This is a genomic window from Gilvibacter sp. (assembly GCF_965601605.1).
GTDB lineage: Bacteria > Bacteroidota > Bacteroidia > Flavobacteriales > Flavobacteriaceae > Gilvibacter.
Window position 1 is genome coordinate 46,617 of sequence record NZ_CBFCWJ010000043.1, and the last position, 15,311, is coordinate 61,927.

General features: G+C 43.9%; 16 protein-coding genes. 11 read left to right on the forward strand and 5 right to left on the reverse strand.

Annotation, left to right across the window (positions count from 1 at the left end; translation table 11 throughout):
* Positions 1-8 precede the first annotated feature (8 nt).
* The 8 genes from dnaJ to ACSLP7_RS12615 all read left to right on the forward strand — a co-directional run bounded on the left by dnaJ (position 9) and on the right by ACSLP7_RS12615 (position 8,848).
* Complete coding sequence (gene dnaJ / locus ACSLP7_RS12580) at positions 9-1,127, forward strand: molecular chaperone DnaJ (protein ID WP_291183267.1); 1,119 nt, start codon at positions 9-11, stop codon at positions 1,125-1,127.
* Positions 1,128-1,361: 234 nt separating this feature from the next.
* Positions 1,362-2,288 carry an ABC transporter ATP-binding protein gene (locus tag ACSLP7_RS12585; protein ID WP_435579623.1) on the forward strand — a complete coding sequence of 309 codons (927 nt, stop codon included), beginning with the start codon at positions 1,362-1,364 and terminating at the stop codon, positions 2,286-2,288.
* A gap of 1 nt (position 2,289) precedes the next feature.
* Entirely contained in the window at positions 2,290-3,603 is a 1,314-nt protein-coding gene (locus tag ACSLP7_RS12590; protein WP_435579624.1) for an ABC transporter permease, read from the forward strand.
* Positions 3,588-4,526 carry a mechanosensitive ion channel family protein gene (locus ACSLP7_RS12595; protein WP_435579625.1) on the forward strand — a complete coding sequence of 313 codons (939 nt, stop codon included), beginning with the start codon at positions 3,588-3,590 and terminating at the stop codon, positions 4,524-4,526. Before ACSLP7_RS12590 ends, ACSLP7_RS12595 begins: the two co-directional genes overlap by 16 nt.
* Positions 4,519-5,406: a DUF6268 family outer membrane beta-barrel protein gene (locus ACSLP7_RS12600; RefSeq protein ID WP_435579626.1), complete on the forward strand. Its 888-nt coding sequence runs from the start codon at positions 4,519-4,521 to the stop codon at positions 5,404-5,406. Before ACSLP7_RS12595 ends, ACSLP7_RS12600 begins: the two co-directional genes overlap by 8 nt.
* A gap of 1 nt (position 5,407) precedes the next feature.
* Entirely contained in the window at positions 5,408-6,571 is a 1,164-nt protein-coding gene (locus ACSLP7_RS12605) for a sigma-54-dependent transcriptional regulator (RefSeq protein ID WP_435579627.1), read from the forward strand.
* 10 nt (positions 6,572-6,581) lie between these two features.
* Entirely contained in the window at positions 6,582-7,457 is an 876-nt protein-coding gene (locus ACSLP7_RS12610; RefSeq protein ID WP_435579628.1) for a PPK2 family polyphosphate kinase, read from the forward strand.
* Positions 7,458-7,462: 5 nt separating this feature from the next.
* Positions 7,463-8,848 (forward strand): M20/M25/M40 family metallo-hydrolase, encoded by a 1,386-nt coding sequence (locus ACSLP7_RS12615; protein ID WP_435579629.1) that lies wholly within the window; start codon positions 7,463-7,465, stop codon positions 8,846-8,848.
* A 2-nt stretch (positions 8,849-8,850) separates the two neighbouring features.
* On the opposite strand, the gene ACSLP7_RS12620 is transcribed toward ACSLP7_RS12615, so the two are convergent.
* Both ACSLP7_RS12620 and ACSLP7_RS12625 read right to left on the reverse strand, forming a co-directional pair.
* Positions 8,851-9,462, reverse strand: coding sequence for a hypothetical protein (locus tag ACSLP7_RS12620; RefSeq protein WP_435579630.1), 612 nt, complete (start codon positions 9,460-9,462; stop codon positions 8,851-8,853).
* Positions 9,463-9,538: 76 nt separating this feature from the next.
* Entirely contained in the window at positions 9,539-9,991 is a 453-nt protein-coding gene (locus tag ACSLP7_RS12625) for an iron chaperone (RefSeq protein WP_435579631.1), read from the reverse strand.
* Positions 9,992-10,075: 84 nt separating this feature from the next.
* Here ACSLP7_RS12625 and ACSLP7_RS12630 point away from each other — a divergent pair, with 84 nt between their 5' ends.
* From ACSLP7_RS12630 to ACSLP7_RS12640, 3 genes are read left to right on the forward strand one after another with little or no spacing between them, the layout of a single operon-like run.
* Entirely contained in the window at positions 10,076-11,479 is a 1,404-nt protein-coding gene (locus tag ACSLP7_RS12630; RefSeq protein WP_435579632.1) for an MATE family efflux transporter, read from the forward strand.
* A 25-nt stretch (positions 11,480-11,504) separates the two neighbouring features.
* The gene (locus tag ACSLP7_RS12635) at positions 11,505-11,738 is read left to right on the forward strand and encodes a hypothetical protein (RefSeq protein WP_272833555.1); all 234 of its coding nucleotides are present in this window, start codon (positions 11,505-11,507) and stop codon (positions 11,736-11,738) included.
* On the forward strand, positions 11,731-12,303 hold the full coding sequence (locus tag ACSLP7_RS12640) for a phosphatase PAP2 family protein (protein ID WP_435579633.1): 573 nt from the start codon (positions 11,731-11,733) through the stop codon (positions 12,301-12,303). Before ACSLP7_RS12635 ends, ACSLP7_RS12640 begins: the two co-directional genes overlap by 8 nt.
* Here ACSLP7_RS12640 and ACSLP7_RS12645 read toward each other — a convergent pair.
* From ACSLP7_RS12645 to ACSLP7_RS12655, 3 genes are read right to left on the reverse strand one after another with little or no spacing between them, the layout of a single operon-like run.
* Positions 12,290-13,921: an ArnT family glycosyltransferase gene (locus tag ACSLP7_RS12645; protein ID WP_435579634.1), complete on the reverse strand. Its 1,632-nt coding sequence runs from the start codon at positions 13,919-13,921 to the stop codon at positions 12,290-12,292. The genes ACSLP7_RS12640 and ACSLP7_RS12645 overlap by 14 nt on opposite strands.
* Positions 13,908-14,537, reverse strand: a complete 630-nt coding sequence (locus ACSLP7_RS12650; RefSeq protein ID WP_435579635.1) for a lipid-A-disaccharide synthase N-terminal domain-containing protein — start codon at positions 14,535-14,537, stop codon at positions 13,908-13,910. The genes ACSLP7_RS12645 and ACSLP7_RS12650 overlap by 14 nt, the downstream gene beginning before the upstream one ends.
* Complete coding sequence (locus tag ACSLP7_RS12655; RefSeq protein ID WP_435579636.1) at positions 14,534-15,247, reverse strand: glycosyltransferase family 2 protein; 714 nt, start codon at positions 15,245-15,247, stop codon at positions 14,534-14,536. Before ACSLP7_RS12655 ends, ACSLP7_RS12650 begins: the two co-directional genes overlap by 4 nt.
* Between the last annotated feature and the right edge of the window lie 64 nt (positions 15,248-15,311).

The following is a 15,311-nucleotide window of genomic DNA, read 5'->3' on the forward strand; positions in this document are numbered from 1 at the left end:
ACAAGACAGTGAAAGAAGATTTTTACGAAATACTCGGCGTTGATAAAGGCGCTTCTGCAGCGGAAATCAAAAAGGCCTATCGCAAAAAGGCCATTGAGTTCCACCCAGACAAGAACCCTGGCGATGAGAAGGCAGAAGAGATGTTCAAAAAGGCTGCAGAAGCCTATGAGATCTTAAGCGATCCTCAAAAACGTCAGCAATACGATCAGTTTGGACACCAAGCTTTCCAAGGCGGCGGTTTTGGCGGCGGCGGCGGAATGAACATGGATGACATTTTCAGTCAATTCGGAGACATTTTTGGCGGTGCCTTTGGCGGCGGCGGATTTGGAGGATTTGGCGGATTCGGTGGTGGCCAACGTAGACGCAAAGGGAGTGACCTTCGTATTCGCGTGAGTTTGACCTTAGAGGAGATCGCTGCTGGCGTGGAGAAAAAGATCAAGGTGAAGCGCAAGAAAATGGCGCAAGGAACTACTTTCACTACCTGTAGCACGTGTAACGGTACCGGACAAGTCACTCGAATCCAAAATACCATTTTAGGACGTATGCAAACAGCTACTACCTGTCCTACATGTGGAGGAGTTGGGCAGATCGTAGATAAAAAGCCGGCCAATGCAGATGCACAAGGTATGATCGCTACAGAAGAAACTGTATCGATCAAAATTCCAGCCGGAGTAGAAGACGGTATGCAGCTCAAAGTTAGCGGTAAAGGAAACGACGCTCCTGGCAACGGTATTCCTGGAGATCTTTTGGTTGCCATTACCGAGAAGCCACACGAGCTTTTACAGCGAGAAGGCGACAATCTGCATTACGATTTATACATCAGTTTCTCAGAGGCAGCCTTGGGTACTTCCAAAGAGATTGAAACCGTGAGCGGAAAGGTGAGAATCAAGATCGAATCCGGAGTGCAGAGCGGAAAGATCCTTCGTCTGAGAAGCAAGGGAATTCCAAACTTGAACGGCTACGGTAAAGGAGATCTGTTGGTTCATGTAAACGTATGGACTCCACGCACACTTTCTAAGGAGCAAAAGGAGTTCTTTGAGCGCATGAGTGCCGATGAACACTTCCAACCAAAACCAGAAAAAGAAGACAAATCCTTTTTTGAGAAAGTGAAGGATATGTTCTCCTAATGAAAGACAGTTATTAAAAATATTTTTTTATATTTGACTATTACTAGATTCCTTTCTAGTGATAATTTTTCTTTTTCATAGCAATTTTTTTCCCATCCTTGATCACAGTCAAGGGTGGGTTTTATTTTTTAGGACAGTTTAGATTGTAACAAATAACCGTCGGATTGTACTAACTTTGTGTTCTATGTAGTGATGTGCCTGCATGAACATAACCAAAAAACTTCAACGTATCTTATGAATGATTTGCTAGTTGCAGACAGTGTATCCAAGAAATTTGGTGAATATACTGCCCTCAACCAAGTCTCCATTAGTGTCCCAAAGGGAAGCGTCTTTGGACTGCTTGGGCCTAACGGAGCTGGGAAAACTACTTTTATCCGTATCATCAATCAGATCACCATGCCAGATACCGGTAGCGTTACGCTAGACGGTGAACCGCTGCGTGCCGATCACATCAAAGACATCGGTTATTTGCCAGAAGAGCGCGGTTTGTACAAGTCTATGAAAGTAGGTGAACAAGCCTTGTATTTGGCCCAGTTAAAGGGACTGGATAAGGCCGAGGCCAAAAAGCGCCTGCGCATGTGGTTTGAGCGCCTAGAAATTGGAGATTGGTGGAACAAAAAGATCCAAGAACTCTCCAAAGGGATGGCTCAGAAAATTCAGTTTGTGGTTACCGTACTGCACGAACCTAAACTGTTGATCTTTGACGAACCTTTTAGCGGATTTGACCCGATCAACGCTACTCTTATTAAAGATGAAATCCTTCGTCTACGCGACAATGGAGCCACGATCATCTTTTCTACGCACCGCATGGAGTCGGTGGAAGAAATGTGTGATCATATCGCTTTGATTCACGAATCCAATAAGATTCTGGACGGTAAACTCATCGACATCAAAAGACAAAACAAGACCAATACCTTTGAGATTGGCTTGATGACGCCAAATGAGGAGGCTGTTTTAAAAGAACTTCAAGGAAAGTTCGAGGTGTCTCCGGCTCAATTCAAGAGCATCAATGATGAGCTGATGTGTAATATCAAGTTAGGTGCCGATGGTTCGGCCAATGATCTGATCCAGTACCTAAGCGGGAAAGGACAACTCACGCACTTTGTAGAAGTTGTGCCTAGCGCGAACGATATCTTCATTCAAACGGTAAAAAACAGCTAAGATGAATCACCTTCCACTCATTATAAAACGCGAATATCTCAATAAGGTAAAGAACAAATCCTTTATTGTAATGACCTTTGTTAGCCCGCTGATCATGGTGGCGCTGATCTTTGTGGTAGCCTATTTGTCACAGCTCAACAACGAAAGCAGCAAGACCATTGCTGTCTTGGATGAAACGGGCTTGTTTATTGACAAATTTGAGAACACAGACAATACCAAATACGAAATCCTCACCGGGGTCAGTTTAGACTCTGCCAAAGTAAAGGTGGAGCGTGCTGAACAGTATGGTCTGCTTTATATTCCTAAAGTAAATTCTATGGATCAGATGGCAGATCAAGTAACCTTCTATTCAGCGGATTCTCCTTCACTTTTGCTTATAAGCAAGATAGAAGACCGCATTGGTAGTTTGGCTACGGATTCACGTCTGGCAGAAGCCGGGATGGATGCCGAAAAGATCCGAGACCTTCGGGTACGGGTGCGTACCAACCTAGAAACCTTTAAAGGCGAGGAGACCTCTAAAATGGGCTCCGTTGTAAAGCTGGCCTTTGGAGGTATAGCGGGATACTTATTGTTCATGTTCATCATTATTTATGGAAACATGATCATGCGCTCGGTGATTGAAGAAAAAACCAGCCGTATCATTGAAGTGATCATCTCTTCAGTGAAACCTATTCAGCTGCTGCTTGGAAAGATCTTTGGAACTTCCTTGGCTGGGATCACTCAGTTTGCCGTGTGGGTAGTTCTGCTCGGTGTGTTCCTTTCAGTAGGATCCGCCATGTTGGACATTGATCCGGCACAGGCGCAATCCGCTCAAACAGAAATGGTACAGCAAATGCAAGATAGTCCGGAGACGCAAAGCGAGATGGTTGGCTTGGTCAATGAAATCAACGCTTTGCCTTTGATGAACTTGGTGATCATGTTTATCCTGTTCTTCTTAGGAGGATATTTGATGTACGCATCGCTCTACGCGGCCATTGGTGCTGCAGTAGACAATGAAACAGATACCCAGCAGTTTATGCTGCCCATTCTCATGCCATTGATTTTGGCAGTTTATGTCGGGGTTTTCACCGTTATTGAAAATCCACATGGTACTGTTTCTCAAGTATTTTCATTCATTCCTTTAACCTCTCCAGTGGTTATGCTTATGCGTATACCGTTTGGAGTCCCAATCTGGCAACAAATACTATCAGTAGTGATTTTATTTGCTACTTTTATAGGCACAGTTTGGGTGGCCGCGAAAATCTATCGTGTCGGTATTTTGATGTACGGAAAAAAGGCCAGCTACAAGGAATTGTTTAAATGGTTAAAATACTAGCGCTTATACAAGATGAAACCCTGGCCGAAGAGGCCACGGAGATCGGTAAAAGTTTGTGGGCCTCTATTCGAGATTTTCTCAATAGAGGCTTTCATTTTGGTGAAGGTGATAAACAGATTCACCTCACTATAGGGCTTATCCTAACTTTGGTAGTGGCCATTATGATCTCAGGTTTTATGTTAAACCTGATCCGCAAGTGGGTAACCCGCCGCATGGAAGAAGAAAATCGCTTGAAGTTTGTGAGCATTTTCAAATTCCTGAAGTATTTGATCTATATGCTGGTGATCCTGCTCACCATGAACGCTGCAGGAATCAATGTCACCGTCTTATTGACCGCTTCAGCCGCACTTTTTGTGGGTCTTGGGCTGGCGCTTCAAGAACTCTTTCAAGATGTTATTGGCGGGATTTTCATCATCGTAGATAAATCCCTTTTGGTAGGCGACATCATTGAGATCAACGGTAAGGTGGGAAAGGTCATAGAAATCAGACTCCGAACCACGCGTTGCATTACCAGAGATGATAAAGTCATTATCATTCCCAACCATAAGTTCATCAGCGATACCGTCTTTAACTATACCCAGAATCACAAAATGACGCGGGAGAGCGTAACCGTGGGAGTGGCTTATGGCAGCGATACCCGTTTGGTAGAAAAGCTCTTGTTGGAATGCGTTCAATCTGAGCCGGGAATCCTCAAACGTCCGGAACCTCGAGTGTTGTTTCAAGACTTTGGTGATTCTGCTTTGGTCTTTAGCGTGTTCTTTTACGTGACTGATAGTTTTAAGGATCCGTTGACCAAGAGTAATGTCCGTTTTAAGATCGACGAGGCCTTTAGAGCTAATGATATCAGCATTCCGTTTCCACAACGTGATTTGCACATCAGATCCATGGTTGCAACCAAAATTTCAGAGGAGGGCAATGCGTAAATTCTTGCTCTTGCTTTTGATACTTTCTGGCGGATGTTGTTTGGGACAATCCACCGATCTTATGCGTGTGGAATGGCTTCGGATACCGCAAGTAGACAGTGACAATTCTTTGAGTCGATTTAGAACCTTTATCAATTTTCCGATACCGCTTTCTTGGGAAGGCAGTTATCTGATCCCTGGTTTTGAATACCGACACATTACGCTAGATATTGATGATCCGGTGCCTTTTGATGCCAATGATGCCAAGACGTTTCAAATGTTCAGAGCAACCATAGCCTATACCTTTAAGTTTAAAAGTGGCTGGCGTTTTGGGGCGAGAGCTGGGTTTGAATTGGCTTCCAATTTTGAAAGTGCTGATTTTCTAGGACGTGATTTTAGATTCAGTGGTTCTGCTTACATGATTCGAGATCGATCTTCTGATGAGGTTGCAAAACCCAATCGTTGGGTTATAGGGTTGCAGTATTCCACAAACCAAGGGCGTCCTTTTCCTTTGCCGATCATTAACTATTACAGACAGTTTCACCCGCGCTGGTCGTATTCCCTCGGAACCCCAAAAACGAACATCAAGCATATGTTCAATGCCAAGAATAGCCTGCAGGCTTATGCCTCTTTAGATGGGTTCTTTTCCAATATACAGAACAATCGTGTGGTGACCAATCCGGACGGGACCACTGCAATAGCAGATAATATTTCCATGACGCAAATCCTTGCAGGTCTGGGATATGAGTACAACTTTGCCAAGAATTTCTATTTCTACCTTTATGCGGCATACACTTTGTACAATGAATTACGATTGCGTGATGAAAACCGCAACAACGTATTTAACTTGAATGAAAACAATACCGGTTACTTCAGAACCGGTGTAAAATATAAGATTTGATATGGCTCAAATATTAATCATAGAAGATGAGGCGGCAATCCGCCGAGTATTGACCAAGATACTCACAGAAGAGAGTGCCGATTATAAAGTGACCGAGGCCGAAGACGGACTTTCCGGAATTGAATTGATCAAAAAAGAAGATTACGACTTGGTATTATGTGATATTAAAATGCCAAAAATGGACGGCGTTGAGGTTTTAGAAGCGGCCAAGAAGCTCAAGCCTGAGACTCCTATTGTCATGATCTCTGGTCACGGTGATCTGGATACTGCCGTTAATACCATGCGTCTTGGAGCCTTTGATTATATCTCCAAGCCACCTGATCTGAATAGACTTTTAAATACCGTGCGTATTGCTTTAGATCGCAAAGAGTTGGTGGTTGAGAATACACGCCTTAAAAAGAAGGTGAGTAAGAATTACGAGATGATCGGGGAATCCGCTCCAATTACTCACATCAAAGAGATGATTGAAAAAGTAGCTCCAACAGAAGCTCGTGTACTTATTACAGGGCCTAACGGTACGGGTAAAGAACTTGTTGCTCATTGGTTGCACCAAAAGAGCGATCGTTCCAAGGGACCCATGATCGAGGTAAACTGTGCTGCCATTCCAAGCGAACTCATAGAAAGCGAACTTTTTGGTCACGTAAAAGGTGCTTTTACTTCTGCCAATAAAGATCGCGCCGGAAAATTTGAAGCTGCCAATGGCGGAACCATCTTTTTGGATGAGGTAGGGGATATGAGTTTGTCTGCTCAGGCCAAAGTGCTGCGAGCCTTACAAGAGAATAAGATCCAGCGTGTGGGTAATGATAAAGACATCAAAGTAGATGTTCGGGTGATTGCCGCGACAAACAAGGACCTTAAAAAAGAAATTGCAGAGGGTAATTTTAGAGAAGACCTTTATCACCGTTTAGCGGTGATCTTGATCAAAGTTCCTGCCCTCAACGATCGCAGAGAAGACATTCCCTTGCTTTTGGATTATTTCACCAAGAAGATCTCCGAAGAACAAGGAACCGCACAGAAAAAGTTTCAAGACAAGGCCGTAAAGCTGCTCAAAGAGTACGATTGGACCGGAAACATTCGGGAATTGCGCAATGTAGTGGAACGATTGATTATCTTAGGAGGAGAATCTATTAGCGAGGAAGACGTGCGCTTGTTCGCCAGCAAATAATACCATCAGCATGAATATTGACAGCAGTAAATACCGCGTAGCCGGACAAACGGATCTCAAAGAACACGCAACCTATGAAGACTTTGGTCTAGACAAAGAAACCTTAGAAGATGTTTTAGAGCGTGTGCGCGCTCGTCTGGGCAAACTTCAGGATACCATGTATGCTCACGATAAGTACGCCGTGCTTATTTGTCTTCAAGGGATGGATACTGCTGGAAAAGACAGTTTAATTAGAGAGGTATTTAAAGATTTCAATTCTCGCGGGGTAGAGGTGCACAGCTTTAAGGTGCCAACAGACTTAGAATTGGATCACGATTACCTCTGGAGGCATTATATTGCCTTGCCTCGTCGTGGAATCTTTGGAATCCACAACCGTACGCATTACGAGAATGTCTTGGTGACTCGAGTGCATCCAGAATACATTCTCAACGAGCGTTTGCCTAAACTCAAAAGTGTGGATCAGATAGACGATGCATTCTGGGATAAGCGTTTTGAACAGATCAACAACTTTGAAAAGCATTTAGCAGAAAACGGGACGCTCATTTTTAAGTTCTATTTGAATCTCTCTAAGGACGAGCAAAAGCAACGCCTGCTTCGGCGTTTGAATAAAAAAGAAAAAAACTGGAAGTTCTCTTCGGGAGACCTCAAAGAACGCAAACTTTGGGATCAATATATGGAATGCTACCAAGATGCCATCAACAGAACTTCTAAGGATCACGCCCCTTGGTATGTGATCCCAGCAGATAATAAAAGAGCGGCTCGAGTGATCGTTGCGAGCATTCTTTTGGAAGCAATGGAAACTTACAACAACATCCAGGAACCGGAGTTGGATCCAGAGACTCAAGCCAAACTCAAACAGTACATCCAAGAACTCAACAACGAATAAACCTCATGAAATTTCAAGCGCGTTTACTAAGCCTTTGCCTGTTAGTTACTGCAGTATCCTTTGGGCAAACGCAGCCATCAGATTCTTTAATGTTGCGTAATATTTATGATCTGGCTTTACTCAACGGTCAGAGCTACTCGTGGTTGGAGCATCTTTCTAATGAAATAGGCGGACGTTTGTCGGGTTCTCCAGAAGCAGAGCAGGCCGTAAAATACACCGAACAAGAGCTCAAAAATCTGGGCTTGGATTCGGTTTGGCTGCAACCAGTAATGGTGCCTAAATGGGTTAGAGGGGAAAAGGAAACTGCCTATTTTGAAACCGCAGGATCTAGAACAGACCTGCAGATCTGTGCTTTGGGCGGATCTGTAGCTACCGCGGCCTCGGGACTCAAAGCTGAGGTTATTGAAGTGCAGTCTATTGAGGCCTTAAAAGAGCTGGGCGAAGATGCAATTTCAGGAAAGATCGTTTTCTATAACAGACCCATGCAGGCGGAGCTCATCAACACTTTTGCTGCCTATGGAGGCTGTGTAGATCAGCGCTACGCTGGCGCCATGGAAGCTGCCAAATACGGTGCAGTTGGTGTTATCGTCCGTTCCATGAATTTGCGTTTGGATGATTATCCGCATACAGGTTCCATGTCTTACGGTGATTTAAATCCTGACGATCGCATACCCGCTGCAGCTGTGAGCACTTTGGGCGCAGAGGCCTTGAGTGCAGCGCTTCAAAATGATGCGGATTTAACACTTACAATAAAACAAAGCTGCGAGACCTTTCCAGATGTTCAGTCGTATAACGTGATCGGTCAGATTACAGGCTCTGAAAAGCCCAACGAATTTTTTGTGGTTGGTGGACATTTAGATTCTTGGGATACCGGAGACGGCTCTCACGATGACGGAGCTGGTTGCGTACAATCCATGGAAGTGCTGCGTTTATTGCAAAAGGCCAATTACAAGCCCAAGCACAGTTTGCGCGTAGTGCTGTTTATGAATGAAGAAAACGGTTTACGCGGCGGAAGAGCTTACGCAGAAGCTGCATCCAAGAACAAGGAAACCCACGTTTTTGCGCTTGAAAGTGATGCCGGTGCATTCTCACCTCGCGGTTTTTCTTTTGATACCGATCAAGCCAATTATGAGCAAGTATTGTCTTGGAATACCTTGTTTGAACCTTATTTAGTGCACTCATTCACCCGAGGGGGAAGTGGAGCCGACATTGGCCCATTGAAAGATGATGGTATTGTACTCTGCGGATTAAGACCGGACTCTCAGCGTTACTTCGACTACCATCACGCACCCAATGACACCTTTGATGCCATTAACAAAAGGGAATTGGAACTCGGGGCAGCCGCTATGGCTTCCCTAGTATACCTGTTTGATAAGTACGGAATTAAATAAGCTTATTCGCGCCACTTGATCCAAAGGATGATGGATGGATTATTAACATCTCCGTTTCCATCGTCACGAGCGCGCATAGTAATGTTATCTCCTGCAGAGAAATCAATATTAACTTCATCATCGTTGAGCACGTTGTCATCTAAGCTTACATCGGTCACACTTTGATCAGAACCATCGTTGCGCACGCGAAGCTGAAAACGCTTTTCACCGTTTCCACCTGAAGAAATCCCGGAGATAGCGATTATCGTCCCATTTTTAGGCATAACAGCACCTGAGCTCTGGTTTGTAATTCTTCCAGAAAAGTAGAGGTTTTGATTGCTTACGCTTCCGTTTCTCACAAAAGCAACTGGAATTGTGGTCACACTTAACCAATGGCTTCTGTCTGGTTCGTAGAAATAAAGCTCGTTGTTGATCACGGCAATTTGTCCTCCGCTTAAGTTGTGCGTAGGTGCCGTAGTAGTGTTGGTCAGTTCAAGGGGAGCTATTCCGCTCGACCCTGCATCAATAGTCAGTTGGGCAGTCGGCGTAGTGGTTCCGATACCCACTTGGGCTTTGGCGTGTTGTACTCCAAAAAAGAGTACCGCAACACAAGCCAGAATTTGCGGTTTTTTCATGGTTATACTGGGGGGTATAAGTAGTTTTTAAAATCTGGATTGCAAATATGTTGGTGCGAATATAAGGAATTTCTTACTACTTGATCACTGATTCATAGATATCTATCCATTTTTGGGGGTCCATCTGCCTACACAACTCTCCAATCAGGTCATAAGGAATGACCTCTGGTTTTTTAAATCGAATACAGCTTTTACCCATGTCTAGCTTGGTCTTTACGTGCTTCGGATATTCTTCTTGAAACCATTGTAAAAGCTCAGGATTGGCATAGATTCCCATATGATATAGGGCGATAAAGTTTTTTTGTGAAGCAATGCTTATAAATGGAAGCGGGAGCTTGGGGTCGCAATGATAACCCGCGGGATATAAACTGTGTGGAACTACATAGCCCACCATGCCGTAACTCATCCCCACTTGGAAACCATCAGGCAGGTTGTCCACAATGGTTTGATGCAACTTTTTCATATAAGGTTGTCGCTCTTCAGGAATGGCTTGGAAATATTCTTCTATAGTATTGGCGTTTACTTTCATGCTGCGAGTCTTTGTTTAAAGATATTAAATTTTAATTTTGATAGACCGTTGCAGCAGGTCAATACTGCAAGCCAACCATCCCTGATGAATCTAGCGCAATACACCAAAGAATTTAAATACAATTGGACCTTAGCCGCCCCGGTGATCTTGGGCATGCTCGGGCATACTTTTGTCAGTTTTGTGGACAATATCATGGTGGGGCAGTTGGGCACTGCGGAACTTGCAGCTGTTTCGCTAGGAAATAGTTTTATGTTCATTGCCATGTCATTGGGTATTGGTTTTTCTACGGCCATAACGCCATTGGTAGCTGCCGCTGATGCTGAAGGTAATTTCACTGCTGGTAAAGCGGCCTTTAAACACGGTTTGTTCCTCTGTACTGTATTGGGTATTACGCTCTTTTTAGGGGTTTATATGTCCAAACCTATGTTGTACTTCATGGATCAACCGGAAGAGGTTGTGGTTTTGGCTGAACCTTATTTGGACCTTGTCGCTTTTTCTTTGATCCCCTTAATCATTTTTCAAGCCTTTAAGCAGTGTAGTGATGGTTTATCCATGACGCGGGCGCCTATGTATGCTACGCTTTTGGCCAATGTGATCAACATCATTTTGAACTACTTTTTGATCTTTGGAAAGTTCGGATTTCCGCAAATGGGAATTGTTGGAGCAGCCATTGGTACACTTGCCTCGCGATTGATTATGGTTGGGTATTTGTGGCTTTTGATGAAGCGCAATCTCAAATCAAGGGATTATGTGTTGAAGATCAAACTCTTTGTTTTAGAAAGCGCGATGATCAAACGTATTTTAAATCTCGGCTTTCCATCTGCCTTGCAAATGTTCTTTGAGGTAGCCATATTTACGGCTGCCATCTGGATGTCAGGAATATTAGGAAAGAACCCACAAGCAGCAAATCAAATTGCGTTGAACTTATCCTCCATGACCTTTATGGTGGCTATGGGACTCAGTGTAGCGGCAATGATACGAGTGGGGAATCAACAGGGCTTACAGCGCTATCGGGAACTGCGAAGAATTGCCAATTCTATCTTTTTGCTAGCGATCATTTTGGCTTGTGGATTTGCGATTCTGTTCTTTAGTCTTCATCAAGTTTTGCCTAAACTTTATGTTGATTTTGACGATGCTCAAAACTTCGCAGACAACTTTGAAGTGGTTCAAATTGCAGCAAGACTTTTATTGGTCGCGGCCGTATTCCAGATCTCTGACGGAGTACAAGTGGTTGTGTTAGGCGCTTTAAGAGGGATGCAAGACGTAAAGATTCCCACACTGATCACTTTTGTTGCTTATTGGGTAGTTGGCTTTCCGATCTCTTATTATTTGGGACTGCACACCGCCTATAAAAGCGCCGGGATTTGGATTGGATTACTGGCTGGGTTGACTGTGAGTGGTGTGCTTTTGTACCTGCGATTCAATCAGCTGAGCAAGCGCCTTATAGTTCAAAAAGAGCAGCAAGCGTTGGACTCTGAAGATAATTAGTATTTTTGCCCATAATTCAACCGTCATGGAACTTCCAAAATTCTTACTAGGAGACAATACCGATCATCCGGATAATATTTTTGTGATTCATACAGAATTCCCACGTTTTGTGATCGATCTGAGCAAAGATGAGATCGAATGGCTGGAAGAATTTGATCAGCACGACCAAAAAGAAGTAGAGACAGAGACTCAGAATATGATCGCTGCAGCTACGGAATTTTACGATCGTGAGATCGCCCGATACGAGCAAAATGATTGATCAATTACTCCAATATGACAGTGAACTGTTCATTTACCTGAACAGTTTGGGATCTACTACCTGGGACAATTTGTGGCTCGTGATCACCAATAAGTTCGCCTCCATTCCTATCTATGCCATACTGTTGTATTTGGTTTATAAGAACTTCGGATGGAAGTTTACCGCTGTAGTCGTTGTGACCACAGCCTTAATGATCACCTTTACTGATCAACTCACCAACTTGGCCAAAGACTTTTTTGAGCGTCCAAGGCCATGTCAAGAAGCCAGTTTAGAAGGCATCATCCGTTATGTGGCTCCGCGTTGTGGGAAGTTCAGTTTCTTTTCTGGACATGCTACCAGCACCATGGCAGGCGCTGTTTTCATTAGTCTAATCTTGCGCAGTCGTTATAAGTATTTGCCGTTTTTAATGCTGTTTTGGGCCTTTTTGGTCAGCTACAGCCGCGTTTATGTAGGCGTGCATTATCCGCTTGATATCTTTACCGGAATGATTGTAGGAGCGCTGGCAGGATTGAGTTTTTATAAGCTCGAGCGCTATTTGCAAAAGCGTTTTGCTACTTCCGCTTAGAGACTTTAAATAGCATTCGCGCTAAACGCGTCTTGTATCCGCTTTCTCCTTTGGCCTGTGGATTCATATCGTAAAATCCAGCAGGAGCGTAATTGAAGTCTTTAAAATCCTCTAGAAACTCTTCCAAGTGATCCTCGGCGACTAAAACTCCAAAGGCATCTTGCTCAGGCCAAAAGAATTCACCTTGATTTTTGATCACTGGTATAATCCCTTGGTAGTCCCAGATCAGCTCCGGAGTAAAAAAGTCGTACTCAAAAACAGGAAGCTCTTCTTGCTCTTCCAACTGATGCAATGAAGACAAAGCTTGGTATTTTGGATTGTAACTCAAGGTCTCTGCTAAAGGCAATCCGAAGCAAATAACCGCCATAACTAAGGCTACAGAAAAGACTAAAGCCTTTTGAATCTGCTTTCTGATCAAACTGCGCCAGATAAAAAAGCCAATCACCACTAAACTCAAACTGAGCAGTACAAACCAAACCCAATAACCATTGAGGTGATCTTGGAGCAGATAGTATCCTCCTAAAGGAAACAATAGACCAACCGTACCTAAAATACCAAAGTGCAGATAAGGCCCTACTTTTTCTTTCCAATCGGTCAATTCCTTGAATTTTTCAATGAGGTATTCCAAATAGAAAGAGGTGTTCCATGCCATTGGGATCAATACAGGCAGCAAATAGCGTGACTTCTTTTCTGGGATGATAGAGAGCAGTACCACGCTCAACAGCGTCCAAAGCAAACTGAATAAATATCCTTTTGGGTCACTGACACGCTTTTTTAAATAGGGATACAACAAGGCTACAAAGGCAGGCAGGGTCCACAAGCCGCTTTGGGTAAAGAAGCTCCAATAATAGTAAAACGGACGTACGTTATAACTGGTCCAATTGTTGGCCTCGCGCTCGGTTATGGCGCGAAGTGTTTCACCATCATAGGTATAGGTATACCAAAACCACCAGCCAGAACCAACTATCGCCACTACAAGCATAAGCAGCAAAGGCAGAACAAGCCCTTTGTGCCAGCGATATTTATAAACAATGCCGTAGGCGATTAGGAAAGGGAGCAAAAGCGCATACAAAGATACCGGCCCTTTACTCATCCATGAGGCAGCTAAGGCCAGCCCAGCTAGCAAGCCGTAAAACAGTAATTTTTTCGTTTGACTGAATAATTTATGAATGGCATAGATTGCTACCATCATAAAGGCGTGGGTAAAAATGTCCCATTGCCCGTTGCGTCCCGCAAAAATGATATAGAAAGAGGTGATCAGTACAAGTGCCCCCCAAAAGTGCTGTCTGCGATTGCTGAGCAGTTCGCCGTGGAGTTTAAAACCAAAGACCATCAGCAATACCGCACTGAGCACAGCAGGTAATCTCAAGGCCCAAACTTTTAAGCCGAAGACAGCACCTGAAAAAGCCGTGAGCCAAGTGGGTAGTGGTGGTTTTTGATAACGAGGCTCCCCGTTAATGGTGGTCAAAAGCCAATTGTCATCCACCAACATCTCTCGCGCAGTAATGAAATTTCGCGCTTCCATGATGTTTACGGCCAACTCTCCAAGATGTATCAGAAATAAAGGGATACAACTCAAAAGCAGTAGGGTAAGGGGTCTGTCTTTAAGCCACTGCATCTTGCTTTCTTAAAATGATGATGTTGCGCAAATAAACTAATAAACCCGCTCCGTGCCCAAAAAGTAAAACCGGATCTCTTCTAAACACGGCATAGAGCAAGATCAAGGAAGCTCCGGTCACACTGAGTACCCAAAAGCCCATAGGCAATTGCGACTCTTTTTTCTTTTCAGAATACAACCATTGATAGACAAAACGCAGTGTAAAAAGCACTTGGGAGACAATACCTAACCACAACAACCATTGCGGAATAGCTTCATTGTTTAACAAGAGGTCAATATCGTATTTCCCGTTGTTGTAAGCGTAGGCCACAATACCAATGGGGAAGGCAATTAAAAAGGTTCTAAAAGCCCAATGTGCCTTTTGCCAATGGCCTTGCAGGTGTAGGTTTCTGATGTAAATGAAATAGGTCAAAGACTGCCCCAGCATGATGGCAAAATCCTCGCGCAGGTAGCCGTATACAAATAACAAAAAGCTCGCTAAAAGGCTGATTTTCCAAAACAGCGATGGAGTCATGACCTTTTTGTTCTTCTCAGAGAGGAACCACTGCAACAGCAGTCGCGCTGAAAATAAAATCTGGGCTACAAAGCCTATGGTATAGATCAGCCAGGCGCTCATCCTTTAGAGGCAATGCGGTAGTTGATGTACTTTTTCTTCATCCACAAATAGGCAAAACAATCCATTAGCGGACCCAAAAGGCGGTTCCATAAACCGTATTTGGCCGTACCCGCAATTCTTGGAAAATGCTGAACCGGGATCTGTTTGATCCGACCTTCTTGAAGCAGGATCATTGCGGGTAAAAAGCGGTGCAAACCTTTGAACATGGGGATGCGTTTTGCGTAATCCGTTTTGATGATCTTTAACGGACAACCGGTATCATCCATGCCGTCCTTGGTAAAGGCTCTGCGAATACCGTTGGCGATCTTTGAAGACATGCGCTTTACAAATTTGTCTTTGCGATTCGCTCTTACACCAGTGACCAGTTCGTGATCATCAATATGATCAAACAAAAGATTGAAGTCTTCGGGTGCTGTTTGCAGATCAGAATCAATATATCCCACCAAAGGAGTTTCTGTATGATCAAAGCCTGCCTTAATCGCAGCACTTAGGCCTTTATTCTCTGCAAAATTGATAAAACTGAATGCCTCGTTTCTCGAGCAGATATCCTCGATCATTTGTTGCGAACTGTCCTTGGAACCATCGTTGACAAATAAAGCGCGAGTGGGCCTTTTAGCCACTTTAAAGAAGGCGGTCATTTCTGCCTCAACTCGAGCCAAATTGTCTTCTTCATTATATACAGGGATTACGACAGTAAGGGCGTAAGACATCTTTGTTAGTTTGCTACAAAAGTATTCTTTTTTAAAGAATTGAAATTGGTTTGGCAGCGGTCTG

Bases quoted from the DNA above. Each gene is read 5' to 3' on its own strand.
- ACSLP7_RS12620 (WP_435579630.1), bottom strand. From the start codon at position 9,462: ATGAAAAAACCGCAAATTCTGGCTTGTGTTGCGGTACTCTTTTTTGGA.
- ACSLP7_RS12640 (WP_435579633.1), top strand. From the start codon at position 11,731: ATGATTGATCAATTACTCCAATATGACAGTGAACTGTTCATTTACCTG.
- ACSLP7_RS12655 (WP_435579636.1), bottom strand. From the start codon at position 15,247: ATGTCTTACGCCCTTACTGTCGTAATCCCTGTATATAATGAAGAAGAC.
- ACSLP7_RS12650 (WP_435579635.1), bottom strand. From the start codon at position 14,537: ATGAGCGCCTGGCTGATCTATACCATAGGCTTTGTAGCCCAGATTTTA.
- ACSLP7_RS12625 (WP_435579631.1), bottom strand. From the start codon at position 9,991: ATGAAAGTAAACGCCAATACTATAGAAGAATATTTCCAAGCCATTCCT.
- ACSLP7_RS12645 (WP_435579634.1), bottom strand. From the start codon at position 13,921: ATGCAGTGGCTTAAAGACAGACCCCTTACCCTACTGCTTTTGAGTTGT.
- ACSLP7_RS12590 (WP_435579624.1), top strand. From the start codon at position 2,290: ATGAATCACCTTCCACTCATTATAAAACGCGAATATCTCAATAAGGTA.
- ACSLP7_RS12630 (WP_435579632.1), top strand. From the start codon at position 10,076: ATGAATCTAGCGCAATACACCAAAGAATTTAAATACAATTGGACCTTA.
- ACSLP7_RS12615 (WP_435579629.1), top strand. From the start codon at position 7,463: ATGAAATTTCAAGCGCGTTTACTAAGCCTTTGCCTGTTAGTTACTGCA.
- ACSLP7_RS12600 (WP_435579626.1), top strand. From the start codon at position 4,519: ATGCGTAAATTCTTGCTCTTGCTTTTGATACTTTCTGGCGGATGTTGT.
- ACSLP7_RS12605 (WP_435579627.1), top strand. From the start codon at position 5,408: ATGGCTCAAATATTAATCATAGAAGATGAGGCGGCAATCCGCCGAGTA.
- ACSLP7_RS12610 (WP_435579628.1), top strand. From the start codon at position 6,582: ATGAATATTGACAGCAGTAAATACCGCGTAGCCGGACAAACGGATCTC.
- ACSLP7_RS12635 (WP_272833555.1), top strand. From the start codon at position 11,505: ATGGAACTTCCAAAATTCTTACTAGGAGACAATACCGATCATCCGGAT.
- ACSLP7_RS12585 (WP_435579623.1), top strand. From the start codon at position 1,362: ATGAATGATTTGCTAGTTGCAGACAGTGTATCCAAGAAATTTGGTGAA.
- ACSLP7_RS12595 (WP_435579625.1), top strand. From the start codon at position 3,588: ATGGTTAAAATACTAGCGCTTATACAAGATGAAACCCTGGCCGAAGAG.